Origin of the sequence: Salmonella sp. SAL00653, from assembly GCF_046552515.1 — a bacterium.
GTDB classification, from domain to species: Bacteria; Pseudomonadota; Gammaproteobacteria; order Enterobacterales; family Enterobacteriaceae; genus Salmonella; species Salmonella enterica.
Genome location: NZ_JBGDTY010000001.1, coordinates 169,543 through 194,177 on the forward strand (window position 1 = coordinate 169,543; position 24,635 = coordinate 194,177).

Sequence of the window (24,635 nt, forward strand, 5' to 3'; positions counted from 1 at the left end):
ATTATTTTTTCTCTTCCGGAGCGTTTTCTGATGACGTGTTGTTTTTATTGCGGGCGTGTTTTATGGCGCTCACCGTGGCGTGAGCGATGGCGGCAGCGCCCGCGACGCCGGCAACGCCCAGTCCGATTTTATCGGCGGTAGCTTCAATGCCGGTTTGCGGAATGCCCGTTGCCCGGCTGTAAAAAGAACCGTAATCCCAGAATCCATCTTCCGAACATCCGAGGCATCCATGACCCGACTGGATAGGAAAAGACACGCCATCATTCCAGCGAACGGTTGAACAGGCGTTATAGGTGGTCGGGCCTTTACAGCCCATCTTGTACAGGCAATACCCTTTTCTGGCGCCTTCGTCATCCCACGCTTCCACAAACTGACCGGCATCGAAATGCGCGCGTCGGTAACATTTGTCATGAATTCGCTGGCCATAAAACATTTTTGGTCGTCCAAGACGATCAAGGGGAGGGATGCGATCAAATGCCAGCATATAGGTGATAACGGCGGACATCACTTCAGGTATAGGCGGGCAGCCTGGCACTTTAATAATGGGTTTATCGGTAATTAATTTGTGAACCGGCGTGGCTTTAGTTGGGTTGGGACGGGCTGCCTGCACGCAGCCCCATGATGCGCAGGACCCCCAGGCGATAATCGCTTTAGCATCCGCGCTGACGCGTTTTAACTTCTCCAGGAACGGCTCGCCAGCCAGTATGCAAAACATCCCATCTTCATTCAGCGGCGCGTTACCTTCCACGGCAACGATATAATTTCCTTTGTACTCACGCATCACATCCGCCAACGCCTGCTCGGCTTGTTGCCCTGCGGCGGCCATAATGGTGTCGTCATAATCCAGGGAAATGAGCGACAAAATGGCATCTTTTGCCAACGGGTGCGCAGAGCGAATGAAAGATTCGGTACAGCAGGTACATTCAAGACCATGCAGCCATATCACTGGCGTACGCGGTTTATTCTCCAGGGCATAAGCTATTTGAGGAATCATCGAACTGCTCAGGCCTAAAGACGTTGCGGTAAGGCTGCAAAACTTGAGGAAGCTACGCCTTGTCACGCCGTGTCTACGCATAACTTGATAAAATGTATCTTGTGTTTGCATAACGTTTATCCCAAACCACTATAGTTAGTGTGGGCATCATATGTTGCATTTCTTGTCTTTCTCAACGTGTTTTAGTAGCAATTATGTTTCTAATTCGTAACAACTGATTACATGTGTGCTACTCACATTACTCAAAAACATAAATTAATTTAATGTTATTGGTGATGTTGAGTAAATATAGCGTTGTGATGGCATCTCTTAATGTTGATAAGAAACCGTGTTTTTTATTTATAACATGATGGGATTTTTTTAAATGGTCACACGGATAACGCGTTTTCATGTTAGCTCGCTCTGTTTAACTCTCCTTTAAACCCGTCAGTTAAATTTATTAGCTTGTAAAATAAGATCACAATTAATTACGTGCCGCATAACCATTGATAGGTTTAATTTAATATATTCGTCCAATCCATTTTACAAACAAGGAGAGCATGATGAACAAAAGTAAAACAATGTTATTTATCGCTCCGGCGCTGTTTTCATACGCCCTGGCTGCACAGGCCTGCACAACCCTTGCTATTCAGGATAAACAAGGCGATATTTTTCATGGGCGTACGCTGGAGTATATGCAGGATTTACCCTCGTGGTTAACGTATTACCCGGCGGGAACACAGTTTGATAAAAAAACGCCGGATGGCAGCCAGGGGATAAGCTATCAGGCGAAGTATCCGATACTGGCCATTACTTCCACCATTACTGATGGCGATAGCAGAGACATACTTGAAGGCATGAATAGCGCGGGATTGTCATTTAGTGAAAACATGATCATGAATGCGCAGTTGCCGCCATTGCCTGCGAGTGAATATAAACAGGCAATTCCTGTCACCTCGTTGGGAGAATGGGCGCTGGCCCGTTTTGCTACTGTCGGCGAGGTAAAACAGGCAATAAAAGAGGGCAAATTCTGGTCACCGGAACTGCATCGGTTTGGCGATCTGAAATCGCCATTTCATTACGCGTTTTACGACAAGAAAGGAGGGAGCATTGTCGTTGAAGTGGAAAATGGCAAATTCCATGTCTATGACAATCCCACTCGCGTGATGACAAATGGTCCCGCATTCCCCTGGCATCTGACAAATCTGAATAATTATACGCAATTAACCAATGTGGACCGCTCTTCAGGCACATTGGGCGGGATAAAGTGATGCAGCCTGATAGCGGGATTGCTATTGCAGACTTGCCATCGTCCGATACGTCGGTTTCCCGTTTTATACGCGGCGTTTATTACACCACATATGCGCCGCAAGCGACATCCGCCCACGACGCAATGAATACGCTTGCACATATTATGAGCCGTTTCGATCGTCCGAAAAATATTACGGTTGACTATATGGGGAGTGAAGGGGAAGGCAACGCCACCCGCAAACCGGTCTCAGAATATACGGTCTGGACAACGCTGTCTGACTTAACGCACGGTGAGATGATGGTGCGCGGCTACAATGATATCAACTATAAAACCTGGTCTCTTTCTCAGTTTAAGAACGCGACAGCGCCCGTGTTCGAGAAAATCAACGTCAAAGGATAAATCGCTCGTCTCGGTTTAGTTTCCCCGGTAGTCTCGGCGAAGGTAATGGAGACTACCGGCGGTTGCTTCTCTTTATCATGCACGGTAATTAATTATCACGATCACCAGCGCCAGGATGGTATGCTAAATCCATTCAAAATCCCCTGGATATGGATTGGAGGGCGCATGGTTATACCTGAGGTCAGGCAGGAGAGGCTCTATCAGAAGATAGCCAACCTCATCATTAAGCTGATCAATGATAATATTTTTCCCCTGGGAACTTTTTTACCGCCAGAACGCGAACTGGCAAAACAGCTTGGCGTGAGCCGCGCCTATCACGACCTGCGCCATGGTGCCGTGGGTGATATTTTTAATAGCGTCGATAACCTGATCGTCAGCGGCGTTCAGCACATAAGGAACGCCAAGCTTTTGCGCATAGCGTAGCCTTTCTTCCACAATATCGATCAGAATAGGCGTTGCCTTGTAATGACGCGCGCTTAATGCCGCCATAAGACCAATGGCCCCCGCGCCGATGATGGCAACATATTCCCCGGCCTTAACGTTTGCCCGGTGCAGCGCGTGCAGTGCGATGGTCAGCGGTTCTGCCAGCGGCGCCATTTCAGAAGGTACATTATCTGGTATTTTATGAATTAAATGTGCGGGATGAGTAACCACCTCCTGCATTGCGCCATCGACATGCACGCCAATGACGTTTAAATTTTCACAACAGTTAGTTCTGCCGACAGAGCAAGGGTAGCAGTGACCACAATAAATATAAGGGTCAACAATCACGCGGTCGCCTTTTTTAATATTGTCTGGCATTCCGGCGCCTTCCTGAAGAACAATTCCGGTCACTTCATGCCCAATAATTCTTGGGTAAGTAACCAGTGGGTTCGTTCCACGAAAAGCCCCGATATCCGATCCGCAAATGCCTGCAGCATCAACCTTAATTAATACTTCATTTTCTTTCTTATGGGGATAATCCACCCAGCGGGTTTCAACTTCACCAGGCTTATTAATGAACACAGCTTTGACTTTCATTGGCTTTGAATCCTTTACTTTTTACAAACACGAAGACCAACAGGCTTGAAACGATAGCGATAGCACCAGCCAGATAGAACGCATAGTCATATTTACCGCTAAATTGAACGATAAAACCGGTGACAAGCGGACCGATAATGCCGGATATATTAGCCAGGCCATGCATGGCTCCGCCGACGCTCTCTACCTTATCTTTATGAACAACATCCTGAATAACCGCCCAATAAATTGGGCCCGTTAAATAGAGCAGGAAGAGTGAAACTGACATGAGCGTAATTGCGCTACCAATAGTGCTAACGGTACCGGAAACGGCAACACATACCGCCGCGCCTGCCAGACATACGCCCAGAATAAGTCGACGTGAGAGCAGAGCATTACCGGTAATCCGATAAATTACATCAGAACAGACGCCGCCGAGCACCATACCAATGGCGCCGATGACCCAGGGAATATTAATAATATATTTCGGTATTGCAAGGCGGGGTTGATAAATAGTATTGAGATATCTTAACGGATCTATTATTTGCCTTAGTTGGGTAAATGTGGGGGATTTTATTTTCTCATCTATGCCTTGCTGGTAGTAGGGGTAGAATGTAATGGGCCAATTTCCACCGTATGATTGATAAATATGCTCAAGTGAAGCATCAATATCAAGTACAAAGAAGGGCGAAGATGAGGATAATTAGCTTTCGCTCCGAAAAATATTGGCTCACCCAACCTAACTAATGCCAAAAAGCGTGCGGGCGAGCAGGATAAATAGGATACATTGCGCGTTGGCGAGTAATAGTAAACTTATCGCCGCAATAGCCAGCGTGACAATCAGTATTCGCTTGCGGCCAACGCGATCAGCACGCATTGACCCAGGGCCAGATGATAGGACTCCCGGAAGTGCCCCAGGGTATCGATGAGCTCGTCCTGCTCGCCAATGTGATGAATACGCAGGCCTCGCCGCGCATCGATGACCTTACCGTGGGTTTCGTAGGCCAACAGATTCCAGTCCGGACCCTGGAGTAACTGAAATAATCGTAATGATTGGCCGCCGGCGCCCAAAAGAGGAGCATCCGGAGCTCTTTCTCCCGCTTGTAACCCATGCTGACGTTCGGGCAACGTGTGGGCTAAGGGGGAGTTGGTATACTGGATGTCAAGTTGTTGAACGTCGCGTTCTCGTTTGATGCCACCCTGTTTTTGAGAGTCAAGTAATCGGGTAGAAAGGTGGAGCAGTGATTCGGCTACCGGGCGGCGTTCCTGTTCATAGCTATCGAGAAGTTCTTCTCCTTTCTCGATCACAACATACTATCCGCCAGAACCACCGCTAAAGCATTTGCTTAATCCGTTTCGCAAAAACGATATTCCTCAGGTGCCGGATTTCACTATAGGTATGCTCATTGCGTCTGCCAGGGCTGGTCGCTGGTTGTATGACTGATTCACGCTGGGGGGCTGCTTTTCGCCTTCCGCTATTATGGTGCATATAATGTATATTATGTTAAATTCACCAGAATATTTAAAAGACATGTTAAAGCGGCTGGATTCGTGTATGTCAAAAAACTTCTGGCCCATAAGTTTGATCCCTTCCCTGCCGTGACGCTGCGCGAATTCTGTTGATTTGCACCCGCTTATCCTGCACACGATTTCACGCAGCACACGCCACGCAGGCATAAAAAAACCGGCCACTGTGACCGGTTCGTCGCGCAGGTTTTACTCTTTAAATCTGTATCGTAAACCCAGACTTCTTTTTCGATGTTATTGAAATTATTAAGCAATTTTTTTAATAATTCTTTATTTATTAGGATCTTCTGGAATGTTTCTTCATTTCTCCCAAAGTGCTCAAGAAACGCTAAATAAGTAGCGTAATCTATTTTTCTATCTTTAAAAAAGAGCTGACTTAGAAAAGCGGCAGATTGTTCATGATTGCGTTCTTTATCAAAATCCAGTAATTCAGGAACGATTAGAAAAATTGGATAATCATCATCAATAGTCATAAATGGGATGGCGCGAAATAGATTGGAAACATGTTCAAGTAATACCAATCTGCGCATGCGGACATAACTATTATCTGGTGGCAATGACAAAAATGAATGCAGAGAGCTAAGAGAAGGAAAGTGTAATGGATCAACCATTATGATGCTATCAAAATAAATCCCCAGCGATCTAAGATGATTAGATATGTTATAACCAAATCGTTGAATTGGAAGTAATAATCGATAGCTTTTAGACGCCCGCACTTCTGTTATAAGCGCCGCGGCGTGAGTATCCCAAAATTTATTTAGCAACACCATTAGGTTTGTAAGTTGATTATCTAACTCGGGAGAGCTAATTAGCTCTTTCAGGATGAATCTACGTAATTCTTTCAGTTCTAAATTTCTAAATGCATATTTATATTTTTCAGAAAAAGCGTTTTCCATCAATAAAACATATTCATTCTGTATGCTTTTTGTAATACTACTCATCATCTATCTCCGAACCACCACGCAACGATTTCCCAGTGTAGTGGTTCTTATCATGTGTATATTGTTAGTCATGTTATCGTAGAAAATTCAGTGGTCAATAACTCATTGAGGTAGCTACTAAAATTTGCAGTTACCAGGATTTAGGATGATTTTAAAAATGTTTATAAATTCAGGCTGCGCCGCAGTGATTGCACTGATTTCCACGTAACATGATAATCAATGGCTTTGATACCCTTTAAACGAACAAATATGAGCTTAACATGGCGACAATAAAGGATGTTGCATCCATGGCCGGTGTATCAACCGCGACTGTATCACGCGTCATTAACCAGACCGCGTGGGTTGAACCCGTCACGCGCGAACGTGTAGAGAAAGCAATGCCGCCGCTATCGCGCTGGCGAAACGTAGCGGCGATATGCTCGGATTGTTAACCGGCAATCTGGCTGATCCTTTTTTTGCCCGCCTTGCTCGCGGCGTAGAAGATGTTTCTCGTAAGCAGCAGTATCGCTTGATGGTATGTAGCGGCGGCCACGACGAAGAAATGGAAAAAGCGGGACTGGATTTTCTGGTTAATCAAGGTTGTGAGGCTATTGTTGTACACGCCAGCCGATTACCGGATAAAGAGCTGCTGCGCTACGCAGCCCACTTTCCAGCGCTGGTTGTTGTGAATCGTTATATAGCCGGTATGGCCAACCGGTGTATCTGGCTGGAAAATCGCAGCGCCGCCAGGGAAGCGACCCGATATCTCCTGGCGAACGGGCATCGGCGCATTGCCTGTGTGACATCTGACTTGCCAATTATCGATCGTCAGGAACGCCTTGATGGTTACCGTGAAGCGCTGGAAGAATATGGTATTTCTCCAGACCCTCGCTGGGTGATTAGCGTTCCGTTTAACGAAGAAGGCGGCGAGCGGGCCGCGCATCAACTTATTAATAGCGGGCTTCCCCTTACGGCAGCGGTCACGTTTAACGATGTGATGGCCGCTGGCATTATGCGTATTCTTCATCAACGCGGCGTTCAGCTTCCGCAACAGCTCTCTATTGTCGGCTTTGATGATGTGGTGCTGGCCCGGTATCTTTATCCGGCGTTAACAACAATGCATTATCCGGTCGAACAAATGGCGCGTTGTGCCGCGCAACTGGCGATACAGTTATACCAGGGCATTACGCCGCCGCCCAGCAGCAATCATTTCAATGCCGAACTGGTGATCCGCGATTCTGTCGCGCCCTATTTTTCACGGTGAATGCGTCGTCAACAGTAAAAACTGTGATGGCTATCAAATTAACCCTTCTCATGTAATCGGTTACATGGACGAAAGTAATGGATCACAGTAGTGGGAAGCGTATCCCCCTACCCTTGAGCTACCTTACTGACCGGAGCTCCATTATGAGTGCATCACAAAACAAGAAGAAAACGCTGTCATTGGGTTTAGCGCTAATCCCAGTCATCTCCATGTTGTTATTGTTGATTATCGGTTACGGCATCATGGGGCTACGTATCAAACCGCTCCTTCTGTGCTCTGCGGCGGTAGCGGCAGGCATTGCATGGTGGCAAGGATACTGTTGGGAAGACATCATCAACTCAGTGGTGGATAAGCTGGCTAAAGCAATGCCGGTTATCATGATCCTGATCTGCGTGGGCGGTTTGATTGGCACCTGGATGTTTAGTGGCACCATTCCCTACATGGTGTACTGGGGGCTAAAACTCATAAGCCCGGAATATATTTTGATTGCAGCCTTCTTTTTAACCAGCGTGGTCTCCGTCTGTACCGGTACATCGTGGGGGTCCGCCGGGACGGTTGGCGTTGCGTTAATGGGGGTTGCCGCCGGGCTGGACGTGTCTCTTGCAGCAGCAGCTGGCGCCGTCGTTTCTGGCGCTTATTTCGGCGACAAAATCTCACCGTTGTCCGACTCGACTAACTTTGCCGCGATTGTCGCAGACACTACTCTGTTTGAGCATATTCAGCATTTACTTTGGACGACCCTGCCAAGTTTCCTGCTTGCCGCCGTGGTTTATCTTATCGCCGGACACAGTAATATGCTGGGCGAGGTGGCCACGCCGCAGCGCGTTACGGACATCATCCACTCGCTGGAGTCGCTATACCATTTTAATATTGTTCTTATTTTGCCGCCGGTGATCGTACTGTGGGGCGCAATTCGCAAAAAGCCTGTCATCCCATTAATGTTAAGCGCCTGCGTACTTGCCTTGTTCCTCGGCGTCATCATGCAGGGACTGAGCATCAAACAGGGACTGGACGCTTTCATTGATGGATTTGATATCGCCATGTTCCCACAAGGCGCAGAAGGTGTCGTGGCCGATGTTCCGCGACTGCTAAACCGGGGCGGAATGTTCTCGATGATGGGAACAATACTGTTAGTTTTCTGCGCTTTTTCATTTGCCGGAGCGCTAACGTTAACCGGCGCGTTAACGATCATCATTAACCGACTGCTGACCATTATTCATAGCGTTGGTCAACTCATTGCCGCCACTATCGGCACCACAATTTTGGTCACAGGAGCGACCAGCGACGGTAAACTGGCATTGTTAGTTCCCGCCGAACTGTTTAAAGATGCCTATCGTCGTATGGGGCTGGATACTAAAAACCTTTCACGGACGATAGAAGATGCCGGTACCGTTATCGAACCTCTCCTGCCGTGGACCTCGGCTGGCGTCTACATGGCAACCACGCTGGGCGTTAGCACGCTTGATCTTCTGCCCTGGGCTATCCAATGCTATGCGGCAATCTTCTTCGCATTAATTTATGGTTTTAGCGGAATTGGTATTGCCAGAACTGCCTCCGCCTCAGAAAAGTCGCCGCAATCGTCAGTGACGGAATAATAAGGAAACAAGATGGATTTTAACCAGATTATCAATCGCAACAATACTGGTTCGGTAAAGTGGGATTTTATTGAGCGTCACTTTGGCGACGGCGCTGGGAAACTGCTGCCAATGTGGGTTTCTGATTTCGATTTTGCCTGCCCGCCTGAGGTTCAGGCGGCATTGCATCAGCGAATCGAGCACGGCGTATTTGGCTATAGCGAACGTGATGAGGCCTATTTTAACGCCCTGCTTCACTGGTTTTCGTCACGCCACCAGCTTACGTTAAAACAGGAATGGGTATGCAGCGTGGAAGGCGTCGTACCAGGGTTGGCGCTCTTGGTGCAAATGTTGACGCATTCAGGCGACGGCGTAGTGGTACAGGGACCATACTATGGCTCCTTCGCCAAAATAATCACGCTTAATGGTAGAAAACTGCTGGAGAATCCTCTTAGCGAGTCGCCGGACGACGGCTACCAGATGGATTTTTGCCAACTGGAAAGGCTGTTTCGCCATGAGCGCCCTCCGCTGATGATTTTGTGTAATCCACATAATCCAACCGGGCGTTGCTGGTCGGCCAACGAGCTGGAGCAACTGCTTTTATTATGTGAAGCTTATGATGTCACTCTCATCTCGGATGAAATATGGGCCGATCTATTGCTGCCCGGCGAAACCTTTACCTCGGTACTGCATTTAGGGGAGCGCTGGCATAAACGGGTCATCTCCGCCACTGCGGCCAGCAAAACGTTTGGCTTATCGTCGTTGCGAATTTCTAATTTTCTCATTCCCGATCCTACGCTTCGCCAGCGATTCCTGTCTCGTCTGGACGCTCATGGGCTGGACGTCTTTAACGCCCTCTCCGTTCAGGCGGCGACTACCGCATGGAATGAAAGCAGACAGTGGCTGGATTCGCTACTGGATTACCTGGCGGAAAACCGCCGCTGGTTTGTTGAACAGGCGACAGAGCACCTTCCCTGGGCAAGAATTGTCCCGGCGCAGGGAACCTATTTATTATGGATGGATTGTAAAAAACTGGGACTGGATGACGAACAGCTAAAATGGGTAATGGCGGATGTCGCGGGTATTGCTCCTTCAATGGGCAGCGGCTTTGGCCCGGCGGGCAGCGGATTTATCCGTTTAAATCTGGGATGTCCACGTACCTACCTTGAAATGGCAATAGACGGCCTGAAGCGAATATCGGTGAAGACAATCAAAGGAATACCAACAGGCGGATGAATTTTTCGGGCGGTAAACTAACACCGGTGTTATTTCTGCGGCATGATATCGCCTGAGCGCCAGTAAAAAACCGGCCATCAAGGCCGGTTGGGTCCGGAGCGCGGTTTTACTATCAGGGGCGTCTGAATAACACGATACTGCGCCCGGCCAGATCGAAATCCATTTCTTCGGTAATCCGCATTCCCTGCTGCGCGTTATCGGCAGTCGTCAGTTCAAGTACCCAGCCGCCTTCTCCCCACATCGGAATACGGAACGGTACGCTGCCTTCAAACGGATTGAAAAGCAGTAAGGCGTCATGCCAGATCCCCGCTTCCGGCTGAAGATCGGGACGACTAATACATACGCCTATGGTCGATCCCTCATCCCATTGTTCGGATTGCTGCGCCCCTCCGCCGGCGTTAAACCAGCGGATCTCCAGACCGTCACGCCAGCTCTCCCGGCGCAGCAACGGTTGCGTGGCGCGCAGTTGAATCAGATGACGGGTAAACTCCCGTAGCGCATTGGCGGTTTCCGGCAAATTATCCCAGTGGACCCACGATATTTCACTGTCCTGACAGTAGCCATTGTTATTGCCCATCTGACTGCGGCCAAACTCATCGCCCGCTAATAACATCGGCGTGCCGTGCGAGAAAAGCAAGGTGGTCAGGAAATTACGTTTCTGTCGCTCGCGTATCGCATTGATGCCCTCGCCGTCGGTTGGCCCTTCTGCGCCATAGTTACAGGAGCGGTTATCATTATGCCCGTCATTATTATCTTCGCCATTGGCTTCATTATGTTTGTCGTTATAAGACACCAGATCGTTCAGCGTGAAGCCGTCATGGGCAGTAATAAAGTTAACGCTTGACCAGGGGCGACGGCCGCGCAAATCATAGAGATCGCCGGAACCCAGCAGGCGTGCGGCGAAATCATTTGTGACGTTGTCACCTTTCCAATATTCGCGTACCGTATCGCGGTATTTATCATTCCATTCGCCCCACCCTGGTGGAAAGCCGCCAACCTGATAGCCGCCCGGTCCGATATCCCAGGGTTCGCCAATCAGTTTCAGTTTTGCCAGCACCGGGTCTTGCGTTACCGCATCAAAAAAACCGCCTCTCTGATCAAAGCCTTCCGGCTCACGACCAAGAATGGTGCCCAAATCAAAACGAAAGCCGTCGACATGCATTGACTCCGCCCAATAGCGAAGGGAATCCATCACCATTTGCAGTACCCGTGGATGAGAGGTATTGACGGTATTACCTGTCCCTGTATCGTTAATGTAATAGCGATGCTGATCGGGCATGGTGCGATAGTAAGAGAAGTTATCGATACCTTTAAATGACAGCGTGGGGCCAAGCTCATTCCCTTCTGCCGTATGGTTATAGACCACGTCCAGTATCACTTCGACGCCGGCATCATGGAAAGCGCGCACCATATCGCGGAATCCCTGAATACCTTTTGGACCATAGTAGCGCGTCGCCGGCGCAAAAAAGCCCAGCGAGTGGTATCCCCAGAAATTTTTCAGTCCTTTATCGAGCAGATGCTGATCGTCCGGGAACCAGTGAACGGGTAAAAGCTCGACGGAGGTAATACCCAGACTTTTAATGTAATCCACGCTGGCTTTATGTCCCATGCCCTCAAACGTACCGCGTAGAGGCTCAGGGATCGCGGAATTAAGCTGGGTAAAGCCTTTTACATGCGTTTCATAAATAATGGCGTTCGACCACGGTATGGAAGGCCGTTGTCTATCCTCCCAATTCGCCTCAGCCGGATCAATCACCCGGCATTTAGGCGTAAATGGCGCGCTATCCTGGTCATCAAAGGTCAAATCTTTATCGTCATGAAGTAATTGATACGCGAAATGCGCATCGTCCCACTGAATATCGCCCACCAGCTCACGGGCATAAGGGTCAATAAGCAGCTTGTTGGGGTTAAAACGATGACCATTTTCCGGGTCATAAGGACCGTAAACGCGGTACCCATACAGCGCGCCGGGCTGCAACTTCGGGACATAGCCGTGCCATATTTCGTCGGTATATTCCGGTAACTCCAGACGAGCGATTTCATGCTCCCCGCTCGGATCGTAAAGGCAAAGCTCGACGCGTTCCGCATGGGCGGAAAAAATAGCGAAATTCACGCCTTCGCCGTCATAATTTGCGCCAAGCGTATGGCTGTATCCTGATCTGATTTCAAAAGCCCTGTTTGTTGTCATTCTCTTTCTCCACCCACGGTAAACGTTGTCCTGTCACGGCACATCAACACATAAACTCAGTCGCTCATTAAAACCAGTACGCCGCCCTGGTGTGAGGCCAACGACAGGCGTTCACCAGGCATTAACCTCTCCTGGGTAAGCACATTGCGATAACGATGCTGATTAAGCTGTCCGGGTATAATAATGTCGGTTCCTGACCAGAAACCGCTATGCGATTGTGACAATAAGCCGTCACATTCGGCGAACACCAGTCGGGGCGCAACAACAATCAGCGCATCATCATGATTGACTCTGGCGTAAGCGATGACCTTGTCGGCACGCTGACCAACAGCCCGCAGCGGTATATAGTCGCCAAAACGGAAGAGCTCATGATTCTGCTGACGCAAACGCAGTAAGGCGGCGGTGGCATACTGATTCACCTGCCCGTCCAGCCAACTCTCTTCGCGCGAGAAAACTCCCGGCGTCAGTTGGTCTAACTGCTGCGCCAGCGTGGCGAAATCTGGTTCGCGGCGGTTGTCGGGATCGACAAGGCTAAAATTCAGCGCCTCGCTCCCCTGATAGATATCAGGTACTCCCGGCGCGGTTAATTTGATAACGGTCTGCGTCAGGCTGTTAACCAGTCCTGCGCGGATGAAGGGTTGCAAGGAACGATAAAAATCCTGCAAAAATGTCTGATTACCCGGCGCCAGTAAATAACGGGCGTAATCAAGCATTGCCGTTTCGTAAGCCTCATTACTGTCCACCCAATCGGTACGTAGCTTCGCTTCGCGTAGCGCTTTCTCCACAAAGGCTTCAAAGCGTATTTTCAGCGCGTTTAAACCTGTTTCGTCCTGTGGTTGTAGCATCGGGGGCCAGACGCCGGTCAGCGCCTGATATAGCATCCACGTATCCGCCGATTTTGGCGCAGTGCCATCATTCAAAAATTTGACATGGGTCTGGTTCATCTGCCGCCAGCGGGCAAGGCATTCGCTCCACTGCTCCGGCGCTTCGGTAAGCGTATACAGCCGTGCTCGCGCATCCTCGCCTCGCTTGGTATCGTGGGTCGACGTACCGGATAGCGCATCAGGCTGTCGCGCCTGTCGGGTTTTCATCTCATGGTGAAAGCGTTCGATGGAGAAGTGATGCGTGACGGGCTCGGCGCCGACTTCATTTAACGCCAGTCCCATGTTTTGACGAAAGAAAAGCGTATCCTCTACCGATTTCGCCATCAGCGGACCGGTGAGTTGCTGGAACCGAACGCGAAACTGTGTCGCCTCCTCCTGGCTGGAGGCGGGAACATCGCCGGTAAGAAGACGGCTCAGAAATGTAAGCGCTTCTGGCTGCGGAGGGGTTTCAAGCGTCTTTACCCGTTCCACAATACGGTGTAACAGGCAAATATCGGTCGGCGGTAGCCCTTCTGCCGTGCCGTAAGTGCGATATACGGGAAAGGCAATTAATAACTCGCGTAACGCCTGCCGAACGACGCTCTCTTCCTGTGCGATCTGTAGCTCGCTGGCAATCGACAGCGCAAGCGCGAGCAGCCGGGTAAATTCCCCCTCGAAATTGCGATCGACCATCAGCAATTTAGCCGCCCGTAATTCCGCCCGCATATCCACTGGCGCGCCTTTTACGGTCTCGTAAGCCTGGCGCAGATTGTCTATCTGCTCATCGTCAACCAGCACCTCCGCCAGCGAGGCGATAAATTCATAGCCTGTGGTGCCGGAAACCGGCCAGTCCTCAGGAAGTTGCTCGCCTTTAGCGAGAATTTTTTCCACGGTGATATAGCACGCCGGCCCCACTTCCTGACGTAAACGCGCAAGATAGGCTTTCGGATCGGCAAGGCCGTCGATATGATCGATACGTAAACCGTCAACCGTCCCCATTCTGACCAGCTCCAGAATCAGCCGATGTGTATCGTCGAAGACGGTTTTATCTTCCACCCGCATTCCTACCAGCCCTGTGACCTCAAAGAAACGCCGATATGAAAGCGAGCGAGCGGCATCGCGCCAGGACATTAATTTCCACGGCTGGCGCTCATGCAAATCAGCAATAGCGGCTTTATCGGTAAGCGCCAGTATTTCGGCCTCGCGCCCCTGCCACGTCGCCGGCGCAAGCGGATAATAGTTATCATAATAGGCGAACGTGGGTTTACCCGTAGCGGGATCGGGCTTGATCGCAATTTCTCCGTTTTCCAGCACGGCGTCAAACGTGTCGCCTAAAAAAGGCAGCGTCAGTCGGCGCGACCAGTCAATATCGAAATGGCGCGCGTAACGGCTCTCCTTGCCATATTCAAGCACGTCACGCCACCAGGCGTTTTCCAGCGAGCTGGCCATGTGATTAGGCACAATATCGATGATCAATCCCAGACCTTGCGCTTTAAGTTCAGCCACCAGTCTTTCAAATCCTTCGCGCCCGCCAATAGAAGGCTCAATCTCATTCGCATCGGTGACATCATAACCATGCGTTGACGCTTTGGTGGCGGTAAAGACGGGTGAGGCATAAAGATGGCTGATACCCAGATTTTAAGGTAAGGCACCAGCGCCGCAGCGCGGTCGAAGGTCATGCCATTGCGAAACTGAAGACGATACGTTGCAGTTGGGATCATGATGCAGACTCTCCCTGGGCTAAGCGGACAATAAGAGAATGTTGGGAAAGCGACCCGGTGGATTCATTCGGCCAGGCGAAGAGAGTCTTACCCGGTAAATCGGGCAGCAATACCGTCGTGGCGCTAATATTCAGCGCCAGTGACAGTGTTCCTCCCGGAAAACGCCAGCTAACGGCAATAAACCCGGGCGCGGTTTGCAATACCGTTCCTGAGCTCTCACGGGCAGCGGACAACAGCGGCACGATATGCTTCTGGCGCAAAAGCAGTAGTTCGCGGGTAAACGCCAGCCACGCTTTACCCTCTTCACTGTGCTGTTGCTTCCAGTTAAGTTTTGAGCGTTGAAAGGTCTCTGGTGCATTCGGGTCCGGAACATTCTCCCCTGCATGATCGGCAAACTCTTTTGCGCGACCTTCACGAACGGCGCGGGCTAAATCCCCATGGAAATCGGTAAAAAAAAGAAAAGGACGGCTTTCGCCATACTCTTCGCCCATAAAAAGCAGCGGAATATGCGGTGAAAGCAGCAACGTGGCGAGCAATACTTTTGTTCGTTCAGCACCCGCCAGGGTTATCAGTCTGTCGCCCTGGGCGCGGTTACCGACCTGATCGTGATTCTGAATAAAATCCACAAAGGCGACCGGGGGTTGTCCGGTACTTTTTACGCCGCGAGGTTCGCCGGTTTGTGGTGAAATTTCTCCCTGATAAGCGAATCCTTCGGCCAGCGCTCTTGCGAGGTGTTTTTCCGGGGCATCAGCAAAATCATTGTAGTAGGACTGGGTCTCTCCGGTCGCAAAAACGTGGACGGCATTATGAAAATCGTCATTCCATTCGGCGGTAAACAGCGGCGCATTGCCATCCTGATCACGGGGATGCAGAGAAATAATATTGCGGCTATCTTCGGTAGTCAGATGAATGGGTCTGTCGGTAATGTCTTCCCGAATACGTTGTGCGATTTCAACCAGCACATGCTTTGCGCTACTGTCCTCAATCTGATCGATAGCGTCAAAGCGTAAGCCGTCGAGATGGTATTCTGTCAGCCAGTATAACGGCGCCTCGATGATATAGCGCCGCACGGCGTCGACATCATAGGCGATACCATTTCCCCACGGCGTCATGCGCTCTTTGTGGAAAAACGCCGGCGCCAATAGCGGTAAATAATTTCCTTCCGGGCCGAAATGGTTCAGCACAATATCCAGGACGACGGAAAGACCATACCCATGCGCGGCGTCAATAAACGCCTTGAAATCATCCGGCGTCCCATAGTCAGAATGCGGCGCGTAAAGCAGTACGCCGTCATAGCCCCAGCCGCGCTCGCCGCCAAATTGCGCAACGGGCATCACTTCAATAACGGTAACGCCGAGTTCAGCGAGATAAGGCAGCTTCGCTATTGCGGCGCGGAAAGTGCCTTCCGGAGTGAACGTGCCTGTATGCATCTCGTACACCACGGCCTGCTCCCAACGGCTACCTTTCCACCCGGTGTTGCGCCACGCGTAGCTGCCTGGATCAACCACATATGACGGACCGTTGACGTCAGTTTTTTGGGCGCGGGAAGCCGGATCGGGGACCACCATGCCATCGCTGAGTACAAAGTTATACTCCGTACCTGGCGTCACCCCGGAGACGTCCAGCGTAAACCAGCCGTCACCGTTCGCCTGCATTTCCTGATCTTTACCCGCAAGCCTGAGCATAACCTTTTGCTGACCGGTGGCCCAAAGACGAAAGCGGACAACATCAGCGGCGATATATTCAGCCCCCCAGCTTTTGCAAAAAATTTTTGAACTCATTTGTCGCTCCGTTTAACCCATAACTTCTACAACATCCGAAGAACAAGCATAGACTATGGGGCTAATCTTTACGTGACACCGTCACTTAACAGGCATTCTTTTTCGTATCTGCGTGTAAAACCGTGGAATTATTGTCGGGATTGCTCAGATGTACCGAAGTGCGCGGTATCGCCTCGCCCGTGTTCGCCAGAGCCCTGAACACGCTGTAGCTGGATAACCTCCCCCTGCTCCCAGGCGTTAGCCCCCTTAACAACGGGATGTTCAGGCAGATCCTGCCGCTCGCGTTTAATGGCCTGGGTATCAATTCCCAGACGGCGATCCCGATCGGCCAGCAGCGCGGGGTCAAGCTGCCCGTCGCCAGTAAAGCCCATCATCAGCGCAGGGATACCCATTGGCAGGGTTTTATCCCGGTCGGTATGCCAGGTGTGCCAGGTCTTGCCATAAGTATTAACAATCTTACTCATCAACGCCTTATCAGCGACCTGCGGTAAGCCAGGCGCCACCAGGCTACCGGATTTCACCTCGTACTGGTGGCTGTGCCACAGTTTTTTCTCCTCGGGAGGAAGCGTTTTAAATAAACGTTCGCTGATAATGTACTCCACCCCCATCAGGCGCGCGTTTTTCGTGTTGCCGTCGTAAATCACCGCCTGCATGACATCTTCGTTCAGGACGGTAACGTAATGGTGCGCTTCCATCTGTCCGTTTTTATCACCGCTATAAAAATGGAACCCGTCAAGGTAGGTACTGATGGCATCGACAGGTGGTCTGGATTGAATAGCCGCCGCGCCTGTTTCCAGGGTACGTAATTTGGCAGATGTTTTTTCCCCGGGAATAGGTGTTTGCGGCGGCGTATTATTGGCGCCGCATCCGGCCAGAAAAGGAATGATAAAGAGTGCCAGCGGTAAAATTTTCATTAGGTCTCCATATAGTGAAAGGGCTCTAATGAAAATAGTGCAATACCACGTGATTGGTAGAAGAAATGGAAGATGTTATTTGTGACGGTGTCACAAATAGTAAAACCCGACACACAGGCCGGGTTTTGATATCAGTTTACTCTTATTTTGAGAGTTCTTTCTTGATTTCGTCTTTTATTTTGCTTAATTCACTCTGCGGGTTTTTCTTACAAAGCTCAACGGCTAGCGGCACTGCTGTCGTCTCAGTTTCCTGGAAATCTACGTAGTCCCCGCCTTTAAAATCTTCATCTTCATTCAGCACCCAGAAAGCGACTGGCGCCATCGTCTGCGGATTGAGGTCAACAAACTCCTGGCAGCTCATACCTTTAGGCGTAACGTTTGTTTTAGTAGTATCTGTTGCCGCATTCACGCTAACACTGGTTACCAGCGCTGCCACGATAATACCTGCTGTAGCAAGGGAGAATTTATTCATTGTTGTTGCTCCAATAATTATATAAATAACCTCTACATCTGCGCGTTAACCCGTTAATGTAGAACACAGAAAATAATACCCCTCCTCTCTCAGGAATAAAGATCACCCTCCGTGATATGGCTATTATTGATATTTACGTTGACTGATTTTGATGTTTGATGAATAAAGCAACATGGCGAGCAGATTTTAAGGCGAAAAAGTAGACCACGACAATAGCCACTGATGTGGTCTACGGCGCGTTGAGGTGATAGAAATGCGGCAGGCATTCAGATAGACCGGGAGCGAGCCCTCCGTCTGAATGTATATTCATCAGCCCGATCAACCCATCGTTACCGGGCTGGAGAGGTTATCAGGCGTTAAGCTGGTAGTCGAGGGTGATTTCCGCATTCAGAACCTGCGATACCGGGCACCCGGCTTTTGCTTTCTGGATGATTTGATCGAAAGTTGAAGCATCAATATCTGCTACCGCGACTTTGCTTTGTAGCGCAATTTTGGTAATGGCGAAGCCCGCCTCCACCTTATCAAGCGATACGTCAGCGGTGGTGTCAATGGATGTCGGCGTAAATCCAGCCTCTCCCAGCATGAGTGATAGCGCCATGGAGAAACAGGCCGCATGTGCAGCGCCGATTAACTCTTCCGGGTTGGTTCCCTGCGCGCCTTCGAACCGGGTATTGAATCCATACGGTTGTTGATTAAGCACGCCGCTTTCTGTTGATACAGTGCCTTTACCCCGTTTGATGTCGCCTTCCCAGTGTGCCTGACCTTTCTTATGGATTGTCATTTTTGCTCTCCTGTTGGCTCAAAAAATAAAGTATAGACCATGCTGCTAATCTGCGTTGTCCATGCCGATGGAGGTAGCATGTTGTCGATTACCCGCACTTCAGATATAGAAAATAGTTATATGTTTTTTCAGTGATGAATATTAAACCAACAGGCCTCCCTTTCTTTAAAGAATATATCCCTCCTTTTATCCTTACTTTTTCTTCCGGAAGCGTATTCCATTATGTATATTTTCATTCAAATTAAGATTTGTCTTATCTCGTTGTAATAAAGGATAAAAATCGCAATAAGTAGCCTTTTAAATGTATATTTATTGTCCACTACTAGTATGAGGATATGTAATTGGCAAACGTAATATATTTTCTTCTGGGGTAAACAATTAGAGTTCCGCCTTGCGTTAAAATAACTCTAGGACTAATCTTAACCACAGCCGCAAAAATATTTGCCATGCTGAATACGAATTAATTTTCTGCGAGCCGTACTAAATAAATACATGTTCACGGAGGCATTATATGTTTACTTATCACTCAGCAAATACCTCAGCAGCACAACCGGCCCTGGTCAACGCGATTGAACAAGGATTACGCGCGGAGTTAGGCGTTGTCACCGAAGATGATATTTTAATGGAGCTGACCAAATGGGTTGAGGCTTCCGACAATGACATCCTCAGTGACATCTACCAGCAGACCATCAACTATGTGGTAAGCGGGCAGCACCCGACTCTGTAAAACCTGCTATGCTGTATCGGCAACCTTAGGGGTTACGTTTCTTTCGCGTAAGCGAATTTGTCCTTAAAACTAGCAACAGGATTGAGGAGTTAACATGAAATCGAACCGTCAGGCTCGTCATATACTTGGACTGGATTACAGAATTTCCAACCAGCGTAAGGTTGTTACTGAAGGCGACACCAGCAGCGTGGTGAATAACCCAACCGGCAGAAAGCGCCGCGCCGATAGCCAAAAGTAATCGTACAGTCCTGAAATGACGTTAAACACCATTGCATCTGCAATGGTGTTTTTGTTTATAGGAATGACCTTAACGTCTCACAATGCTTTATACTCAGGGTCGGTTCCCTGGTGGAAGGCAATATATGATGATAAACGACGGTGCCAGGGACAGTTATTCGAAAAAGAGTGAGTAACATGGAAACTACAACCAAGAAAGCACGTTCCCTTTATATCCCTTACGCTGGCCCTGTATTGCTGGAATTCCCCCTGTTAAACAAAGGCAGCGCTTTTAGCGTAGAAGAGCGCCGCAACTTCAATTTGTCAGGGCTGCTGCCAGAGGTCGTCGAGTCGATTGAAGAACAGGCCGAACGCGCCTGGCTCCAGTATCAGGGGTTTAAAACAGAAATCGATAAGCATATTTACCTGCGTAACATCCAGGATACCAACGAAACGCTCTTTTATCGACTGGTGCAAAACCATCTTGAAGAGATGATGCCGGTTATCTATACCCCGACCGTGGGCGCGGCCTGTGAGCGCTTCTCTGAGATTTATCGCCGGGCGCGCGGCGTATTTATCTCTTATCCGAACCGTCACAATATGGACGACATTTTGCAGAATGTGCCTAACCACAACATTAAAGTTATTGTGGTGACGGATGGCGAGCGGATCCTGGGGCTTGGCGATCAGGGCATCGGCGGGATGGGGATCCCTATCGGTAAGCTGTCATTATACACCGCCTGCGGCGGCATTAGTCCGGCCTATACCCTTCCCGTTGTGCTGGATGTCGGCACCAACAATCAACAGTTACTCAACGATCCGCTTTACATGGGCTGGCGTCATCCGCGCATTACCGACGATGAGTATTATGCGTTTGTCGATGAGTTTATTCAGGCCGTTAAGCAGCGCTGGCCAGATATCCTGCTACAGTTCGAAGATTTCGCGCAGAAAAACGCAATGCCGCTGTTGACGCGCTATCGTGATGAGATTTGCTCTTTTAACGATGATATTCAGGGCACCGCAGCCGTGACCGTCGGTACGTTGATCGCCGCCAGCCGCGCTGCCGGCAGTCAGCTTAGCGAGCAGAAAATCGTTTTCCTCGGCGCGGGTTCCGCCGGATGTGGGATTGCTGAACAAATCATCGCGCAGACTCAGCGTGAAGGTTTAAGCGAAGATGCCGCTCGACAGAACGTTTTTATGGTCGATCGCTTCGGCCTGTTGACGGACCGGATGCCTAATTTATTGCCGTTCCAGGCAAAACTGGTGCAGAAATGCGACAATCTCCAGCACTGGGATACCGAAAATGACGTGCTGTCGCTGCTGGATGTGGTGCGTAACGTGAAGCCGGATATTCTGATCGGGGTTTCCGGCCAGACCGGGCTCTTTACTGAAGAGATCATCCGCGAGATGCATAAGCATTGCCCTCGCCCGATCGTCATGCCGCTCTCTAATCCCACCTCTCGCGTGGAGGCCACGCCACAGGACATTATCGTTTGGACGGAAGGCAACGCGCTGGTGGCAACCGGTAGCCCATTCTCGCCGGTCATCTGGAAAGATAAGGTTTATCCGATCGCACAATGTAATAACGCCTATATTTTCCCCGGCATCGGACTTGGGGTTATCGCTTCCGGCGCATCGCGCATTACTGATGAAATGCTGATGTCAGCCAGTGAGACGCTGGCGAAACATTCTCCGCTGGTGAATAACGGCGAAGGATTAGTGTTGCCAGCGCTTAAAGACATCCAGGTCGTGTCGCGCGCTATCGCTTTTGCCGTAGGTAAAATGGCGCAGCAACAAGGCGTAGCGGTGAAAACCTCTGCGGAAGCGCTGCAACAGGCGATTGACGATAACTTCTGGAAACCGGAATACCGCGACTACCGTCGGACTTCCATTTAATACGTACCCGGCGGTGAATGCCGCCGGATATCACTTTCTTCTTTAGTTTTGGTGAGTCTGTCGACACACCTGAATTCCTTTCCCTGCTTATTTGTCAAGCTACTAATATTAGCCACCTTTATGTATTGAACGGGGATTTATCAGGATAATCCTGGCTAAACTATTACATTGTATTTCTGCCGCCTTGCATAACTCATCAGAAATATTAATCCTAAAGAGGTAATAGCGCCTTACCTGCTATTACTTACCTGCTATGCAGTTCACTATTAATAAAAGGAGAAGGTTATGAAAGCTGCTGTTGTCACACAAGATCATCAGGTTGATGTTACTGAGAAAACGCTGCGTCCCCTTCGCCACGGTGAAGCTTTGCTAAAAATGGAGTGCTGCGGCGTATGCCATACCGATCTACACGTGAAAAACGGCGATTTCGGTGACAAAACCGGCGTCATTCTGGGACACGAAGGCATTGGCGTCGTGGCGGAAGTCGGTCCCGGTGTCACCTCGCTGAGACCCGGCGATCGCGCGAGTGTCGCGTGGTTTTATGAAGGATGCGGACACTGTGAGTATTGCAATACGGGCAATGAAACCTTATGCCGCAACGTGAAAAATGCCGGTTACACGGTAGATGGCGGCATGGCCGAAGAGTGTATTGTCGTCGCGGATTATGCGGTGAAAGTACCGGAAGGTCTGGACTCTGCAGCGGCAAGTAGTATTACCTGCGCGGGCGTTACCACCTATAAAGCGGTGAAGATTTCTCATATTAAACCTGGCCAGTGGATTGCCATCTACGGTCTGGGCGGTCTGGGTAATCTGGCCTTGCAGTACGCGAAAAACGTTTTCAATGCGAAAGTGATCGCCATTGATGTCAATGATGGACAACTGAAACTGGCCGAGGAAATGGGCGCAGATCTGACCATTAATTCACGTACGGAAGATGCGGCTAAAATTGTGCAGGAAAAAACCGGTGGCGCGCACGCAGCGGTGGTTACCGCGGTCGCTAAGGCGGCGTTTAATTCCGCAGTAGATGCCGTTCGCGCCGGAGGCCGCGTGGTGGCAGTCGGGTTGCCGCCAGAAGCCATGAACCTTGATATCCCTCGCCTGGTGCTGGATGGCATTCAGGTTGTCGGTTCGTTGGTGGGGACACGCCAGGATCTGACCGAAGCCTTCCAGTTCGCGGCGGAAGGAAAAGTCGTGCCAAAAGTCGCTTTACGTCCGCTTGAAGATATCAACGTTATTTTTAAAGAGATGGAACAGGGACAAATTCGTGGCCGTATGGTCATCGATTTCCGCCGTTAAACGATTTGCTGTGGTCGTCTGAGTATACAGACAGCAGATGAAAACAAGGCGCTACGAGGATAGCGCCTTGTTTATCAGATCGCGAAAGAATTACTGAATACCTTCTTCGGTCTCTTTTTTTGCTTCCGCCTTCTCGATTTCACGATACCAGCGTGGATGATGTTTCTTCGCCCAGCGACGGCTGACCTTCCCTTCGATCATGCCTTTAATCGAGCCTTTCACCCAAAACGCCATATAGATATGGATGAGGATCGCGTGCATTAAAATAATGCCCGCCGCCGCATGAATTAACAGGCTATAACGCACCACCTGCATGGGGAAATACTGCGCGAAATACGGACGCCAGATAATCACGCCAGTCACCAGCAGCACAAAAATCATGCTCATAATGGACCAGAACATCATCTTCTGTCCGGCATTGTATTTACCGACATCCGCCACCTTATGCTCATTGCCTTTCAATACTTCGACAATATTTTTCAGCCACGGAATATCTTTTTTATCCGGGATGTTGTGGTGGACGAAACGCACGAACATAAACATCAGCGCGATGAAAATGGCAATACCGAAGAACGGGTGCAAAATACGTCCCATCTGCGGCGTGCCGAAGGTTTGCGTCAGCCATTGTAGCGTCGGGAAGAAAAACGAAATCCCCGACAGCGCTACCAGGAAGAAGCAGATCACCACCGTCCAGTGACAGGCGCGGTCGACAAATTTCGTGCGCACAATCATTTTCGACTTACTCATGATGATCCTCCTCATCGTCGTCCGTTTCTTTATTCGGGCCAATACCGATGTAGTGGTAAATCAGACCGGCGAAAGTGGCGATAAAGCCCGCTGCGGCCAGCGGTTTTAGTGCCCCTTTCCACAGATTGATTGAGGTATCGATCTGCGGATCTTTCGGCAAGCCGTGGTACAACTCCGGCTGATTGGCATGGTGCAGCACATACATGACGTGCGTGCCGCCGACGCCCTGCGGGTTGTAGATACCGGCATGTTCAAAGCCGCGCGCTTTTAACTTCTCCACGCGTTGCTCACCCAGTTCCAGCATCTCTTTTTTGGTGCCGAAGTGAATCGCCCCGGTCGGACAAGTTTTGACGCAGGCCGGTTCCTGGCCCACGCTGACGCGATCGACGCAGAGCGTACATTTATAAACGCGGTTGTCCTCTTTGTTGAGGCGCGGAATATTAAACGGACACCCGGCGATACAGTAACCACAGCCGATACAGTGTTCAGATTGAAAATCAACAATCCCGTTCGCGTACTGGATGATAGCCCCGGCAGATGGACAGGCTTTAAGACAGCCTGGATCTTCACAGTGCATACAACCATCTTTACGAATCAGCCACTCCAGCTTGCCGTTCTGCTCGGTTTCGGTAAAGCGCATCACCGTCCAGGACTTGGCGCTGAGATCGGCAGGGTTATCGTACACCCCGACACAATGGCCAACGTTATCGCGAATATCGTTCCATTCAGAACAGGCTACCTGGCAGGCTTTACAGCCGACACAGGAGGAGACGTCGATCAGTTTCGCGACTTCGGCTTTGTAATCACGCGCCTGCGGAGGCGGCGTGATGGCGTTTGTTGCGGACCGTTTAATAATGTCCTGCGTTTCCATAGACATATGTTCGCCTCC

General features: G+C 49.9%; 14 protein-coding genes and 11 pseudogenes. 10 read left to right on the forward strand and 15 right to left on the reverse strand.

The genetic code is table 11. The features are described 5' to 3' along the window. Nucleotide 1: 1 nt before the first annotated feature. Entirely contained in the window at nt 2–1,105 is a 1,104-nt protein-coding gene (locus ACLJRU_RS00900; RefSeq protein ID WP_001194448.1) for a hydrogenase small subunit, read from the reverse strand. 428 nt (nt 1,106–1,533) lie between these two features. On the opposite strand from ACLJRU_RS00900, the pseudogene ACLJRU_RS00905 reads away from it, so the two are divergent. After that, nucleotides 1,534–2,624 (forward strand): annotated as a pseudogene (locus ACLJRU_RS00905) (choloylglycine hydrolase family protein). A gap of 45 nt (nt 2,625–2,669) precedes the next feature. Beyond that, a pseudogene (locus ACLJRU_RS00910) lies at nt 2,670–3,017 on the forward strand (GntR family transcriptional regulator); the annotation flags it as partial. Here ACLJRU_RS00910 and ACLJRU_RS00915 read toward each other — a convergent pair. The 5 pseudogenes from ACLJRU_RS00915 to ACLJRU_RS00935 all read right to left on the reverse strand — a co-directional run. Then, nucleotides 2,922–3,644: pseudogene (locus ACLJRU_RS00915) on the reverse strand (alcohol dehydrogenase catalytic domain-containing protein); the annotation flags it as partial. The pseudogenes ACLJRU_RS00910 and ACLJRU_RS00915 overlap by 96 nt on opposite strands. Beyond that, nucleotides 3,619–4,095, reverse strand: a pseudogene (locus ACLJRU_RS00920) (MFS transporter); the annotation flags it as partial. The pseudogenes ACLJRU_RS00920 and ACLJRU_RS00915, both read right to left, overlap by 26 nt. Continuing rightward, nucleotides 4,096–4,302 (reverse strand): annotated as a pseudogene (locus tag ACLJRU_RS00925) (PhoPQ-activated protein PqaA family protein); the annotation flags it as partial. Between the two features lie 63 nt (nt 4,303–4,365). Next, a pseudogene (locus ACLJRU_RS00930) lies at nt 4,366–4,494 on the reverse strand (MFS transporter); the annotation flags it as partial. Then, nucleotides 4,488–4,919 (reverse strand): annotated as a pseudogene (locus ACLJRU_RS00935) (hypothetical protein); the annotation flags it as partial. The pseudogenes ACLJRU_RS00930 and ACLJRU_RS00935, both read right to left, overlap by 7 nt. Nucleotide 4,920: 1 nt before the next feature. On the opposite strand from ACLJRU_RS00935, the pseudogene ACLJRU_RS00940 reads away from it, so the two are divergent. Further along, a pseudogene (locus ACLJRU_RS00940) lies at nt 4,921–5,067 on the forward strand (DUF1493 family protein); the annotation flags it as partial. Nucleotides 5,068–5,335: 268 nt separating this feature from the next. On the opposite strand, the pseudogene ACLJRU_RS00945 reads toward ACLJRU_RS00940, so the two are convergent. Beyond that, nucleotides 5,336–6,094 (reverse strand): annotated as a pseudogene (locus tag ACLJRU_RS00945) (hypothetical protein); the annotation flags it as partial. A gap of 257 nt (nt 6,095–6,351) precedes the next feature. Here ACLJRU_RS00945 and ACLJRU_RS00950 point away from each other — a divergent pair. From ACLJRU_RS00950 to ACLJRU_RS00960, 3 genes and pseudogenes are all read left to right on the forward strand, one after another. Further along, nucleotides 6,352–7,334: pseudogene (locus tag ACLJRU_RS00950) on the forward strand (substrate-binding domain-containing protein). Nucleotides 7,335–7,477: 143 nt separating this feature from the next. Beyond that, complete coding sequence (nhaC, locus tag ACLJRU_RS00955) at nt 7,478–8,929, forward strand: Na+/H+ antiporter NhaC (RefSeq protein ID WP_038393994.1); 1,452 nt, start codon at nt 7,478–7,480, stop codon at nt 8,927–8,929. 12 nt (nt 8,930–8,941) lie between these two features. Then, nucleotides 8,942–10,144, forward strand: a complete 1,203-nt coding sequence (locus tag ACLJRU_RS00960; RefSeq protein ID WP_023138153.1) for a MalY/PatB family protein — start codon at nt 8,942–8,944, stop codon at nt 10,142–10,144. Nucleotides 10,145–10,256: 112 nt separating this feature from the next. Here the strand turns inward: ACLJRU_RS00960 and glgX are convergent, their stop codons facing one another. The 6 genes and pseudogenes from glgX to ACLJRU_RS00990 all read right to left on the reverse strand — a co-directional run bounded on the left by glgX (nt 10,257) and on the right by ACLJRU_RS00990 (nt 18,864). After that, the gene (gene glgX / locus ACLJRU_RS00965; protein ID WP_038393995.1) at nt 10,257–12,332 is read right to left on the reverse strand and encodes a glycogen debranching protein GlgX; all 2,076 of its coding nucleotides are present in this window, start codon (nt 12,330–12,332) and stop codon (nt 10,257–10,259) included. Nucleotides 12,333–12,388: 56 nt separating this feature from the next. Beyond that, nucleotides 12,389–14,916, reverse strand: a pseudogene (gene treY, locus ACLJRU_RS00970) (malto-oligosyltrehalose synthase). Continuing rightward, nucleotides 14,913–16,697 carry a malto-oligosyltrehalose trehalohydrolase gene (gene treZ / locus ACLJRU_RS00975; RefSeq protein ID WP_001540034.1) on the reverse strand — a complete coding sequence of 595 codons (1,785 nt, stop codon included), beginning with the start codon at nt 16,695–16,697 and terminating at the stop codon, nt 14,913–14,915. Before treZ ends, treY begins: the two are co-directional and overlap by 4 nt. Nucleotides 16,698–16,825: 128 nt before the next feature. Further along, entirely contained in the window at nt 16,826–17,611 is a 786-nt protein-coding gene (locus ACLJRU_RS00980; protein ID WP_000698598.1) for an OBAP family protein, read from the reverse strand. A 142-nt stretch (nt 17,612–17,753) separates the two neighbouring features. Continuing rightward, the gene (gene hdeB / locus ACLJRU_RS00985; RefSeq protein WP_001032161.1) at nt 17,754–18,083 is read right to left on the reverse strand and encodes an acid-activated periplasmic chaperone HdeB; all 330 of its coding nucleotides are present in this window, start codon (nt 18,081–18,083) and stop codon (nt 17,754–17,756) included. A gap of 349 nt (nt 18,084–18,432) precedes the next feature. After that, on the reverse strand, nt 18,433–18,864 hold the full coding sequence (locus tag ACLJRU_RS00990) for an OsmC family protein (RefSeq protein WP_000152297.1): 432 nt from the start codon (nt 18,862–18,864) through the stop codon (nt 18,433–18,435). Between the two features lie 511 nt (nt 18,865–19,375). On the opposite strand from ACLJRU_RS00990, the gene bdm reads away from it, so the two are divergent. The 4 genes from bdm (at nt 19,376) to adhP (ending at nt 22,999) form a co-directional block, all read left to right on the forward strand. Next, nucleotides 19,376–19,591, forward strand: coding sequence for a biofilm-dependent modulation protein (bdm, locus tag ACLJRU_RS00995; protein WP_000495700.1), 216 nt, complete (start codon nt 19,376–19,378; stop codon nt 19,589–19,591). 94 nt (nt 19,592–19,685) lie between these two features. After that, the gene (sra, locus tag ACLJRU_RS01000; protein ID WP_000841559.1) at nt 19,686–19,829 is read left to right on the forward strand and encodes a stationary-phase-induced ribosome-associated protein; all 144 of its coding nucleotides are present in this window, start codon (nt 19,686–19,688) and stop codon (nt 19,827–19,829) included. A gap of 176 nt (nt 19,830–20,005) precedes the next feature. Beyond that, a complete protein-coding gene (locus ACLJRU_RS01005; RefSeq protein ID WP_000450512.1) occupies nt 20,006–21,703 on the forward strand; it encodes an NAD-dependent malic enzyme in 1,698 nt (565 codons plus the stop codon). A 285-nt stretch (nt 21,704–21,988) separates the two neighbouring features. Beyond that, nucleotides 21,989–22,999: an alcohol dehydrogenase AdhP gene (gene adhP, locus ACLJRU_RS01010; RefSeq protein ID WP_023234945.1), complete on the forward strand. Its 1,011-nt coding sequence runs from the start codon at nt 21,989–21,991 to the stop codon at nt 22,997–22,999. 90 nt (nt 23,000–23,089) lie between these two features. Here the strand turns inward: adhP and fdnI are convergent, their stop codons facing one another. Beyond that, nucleotides 23,090–23,746, reverse strand: coding sequence for a formate dehydrogenase-N subunit gamma (gene fdnI / locus ACLJRU_RS01015; RefSeq protein WP_001540037.1), 657 nt, complete (start codon nt 23,744–23,746; stop codon nt 23,090–23,092). Beyond that, a complete protein-coding gene (fdxH, locus tag ACLJRU_RS01020) occupies nt 23,739–24,623 on the reverse strand; it encodes a formate dehydrogenase subunit beta (RefSeq protein WP_000061599.1) in 885 nt (294 codons plus the stop codon). Before fdxH ends, fdnI begins: the two co-directional genes overlap by 8 nt. Nucleotides 24,624–24,635 lie beyond the last annotated feature (12 nt).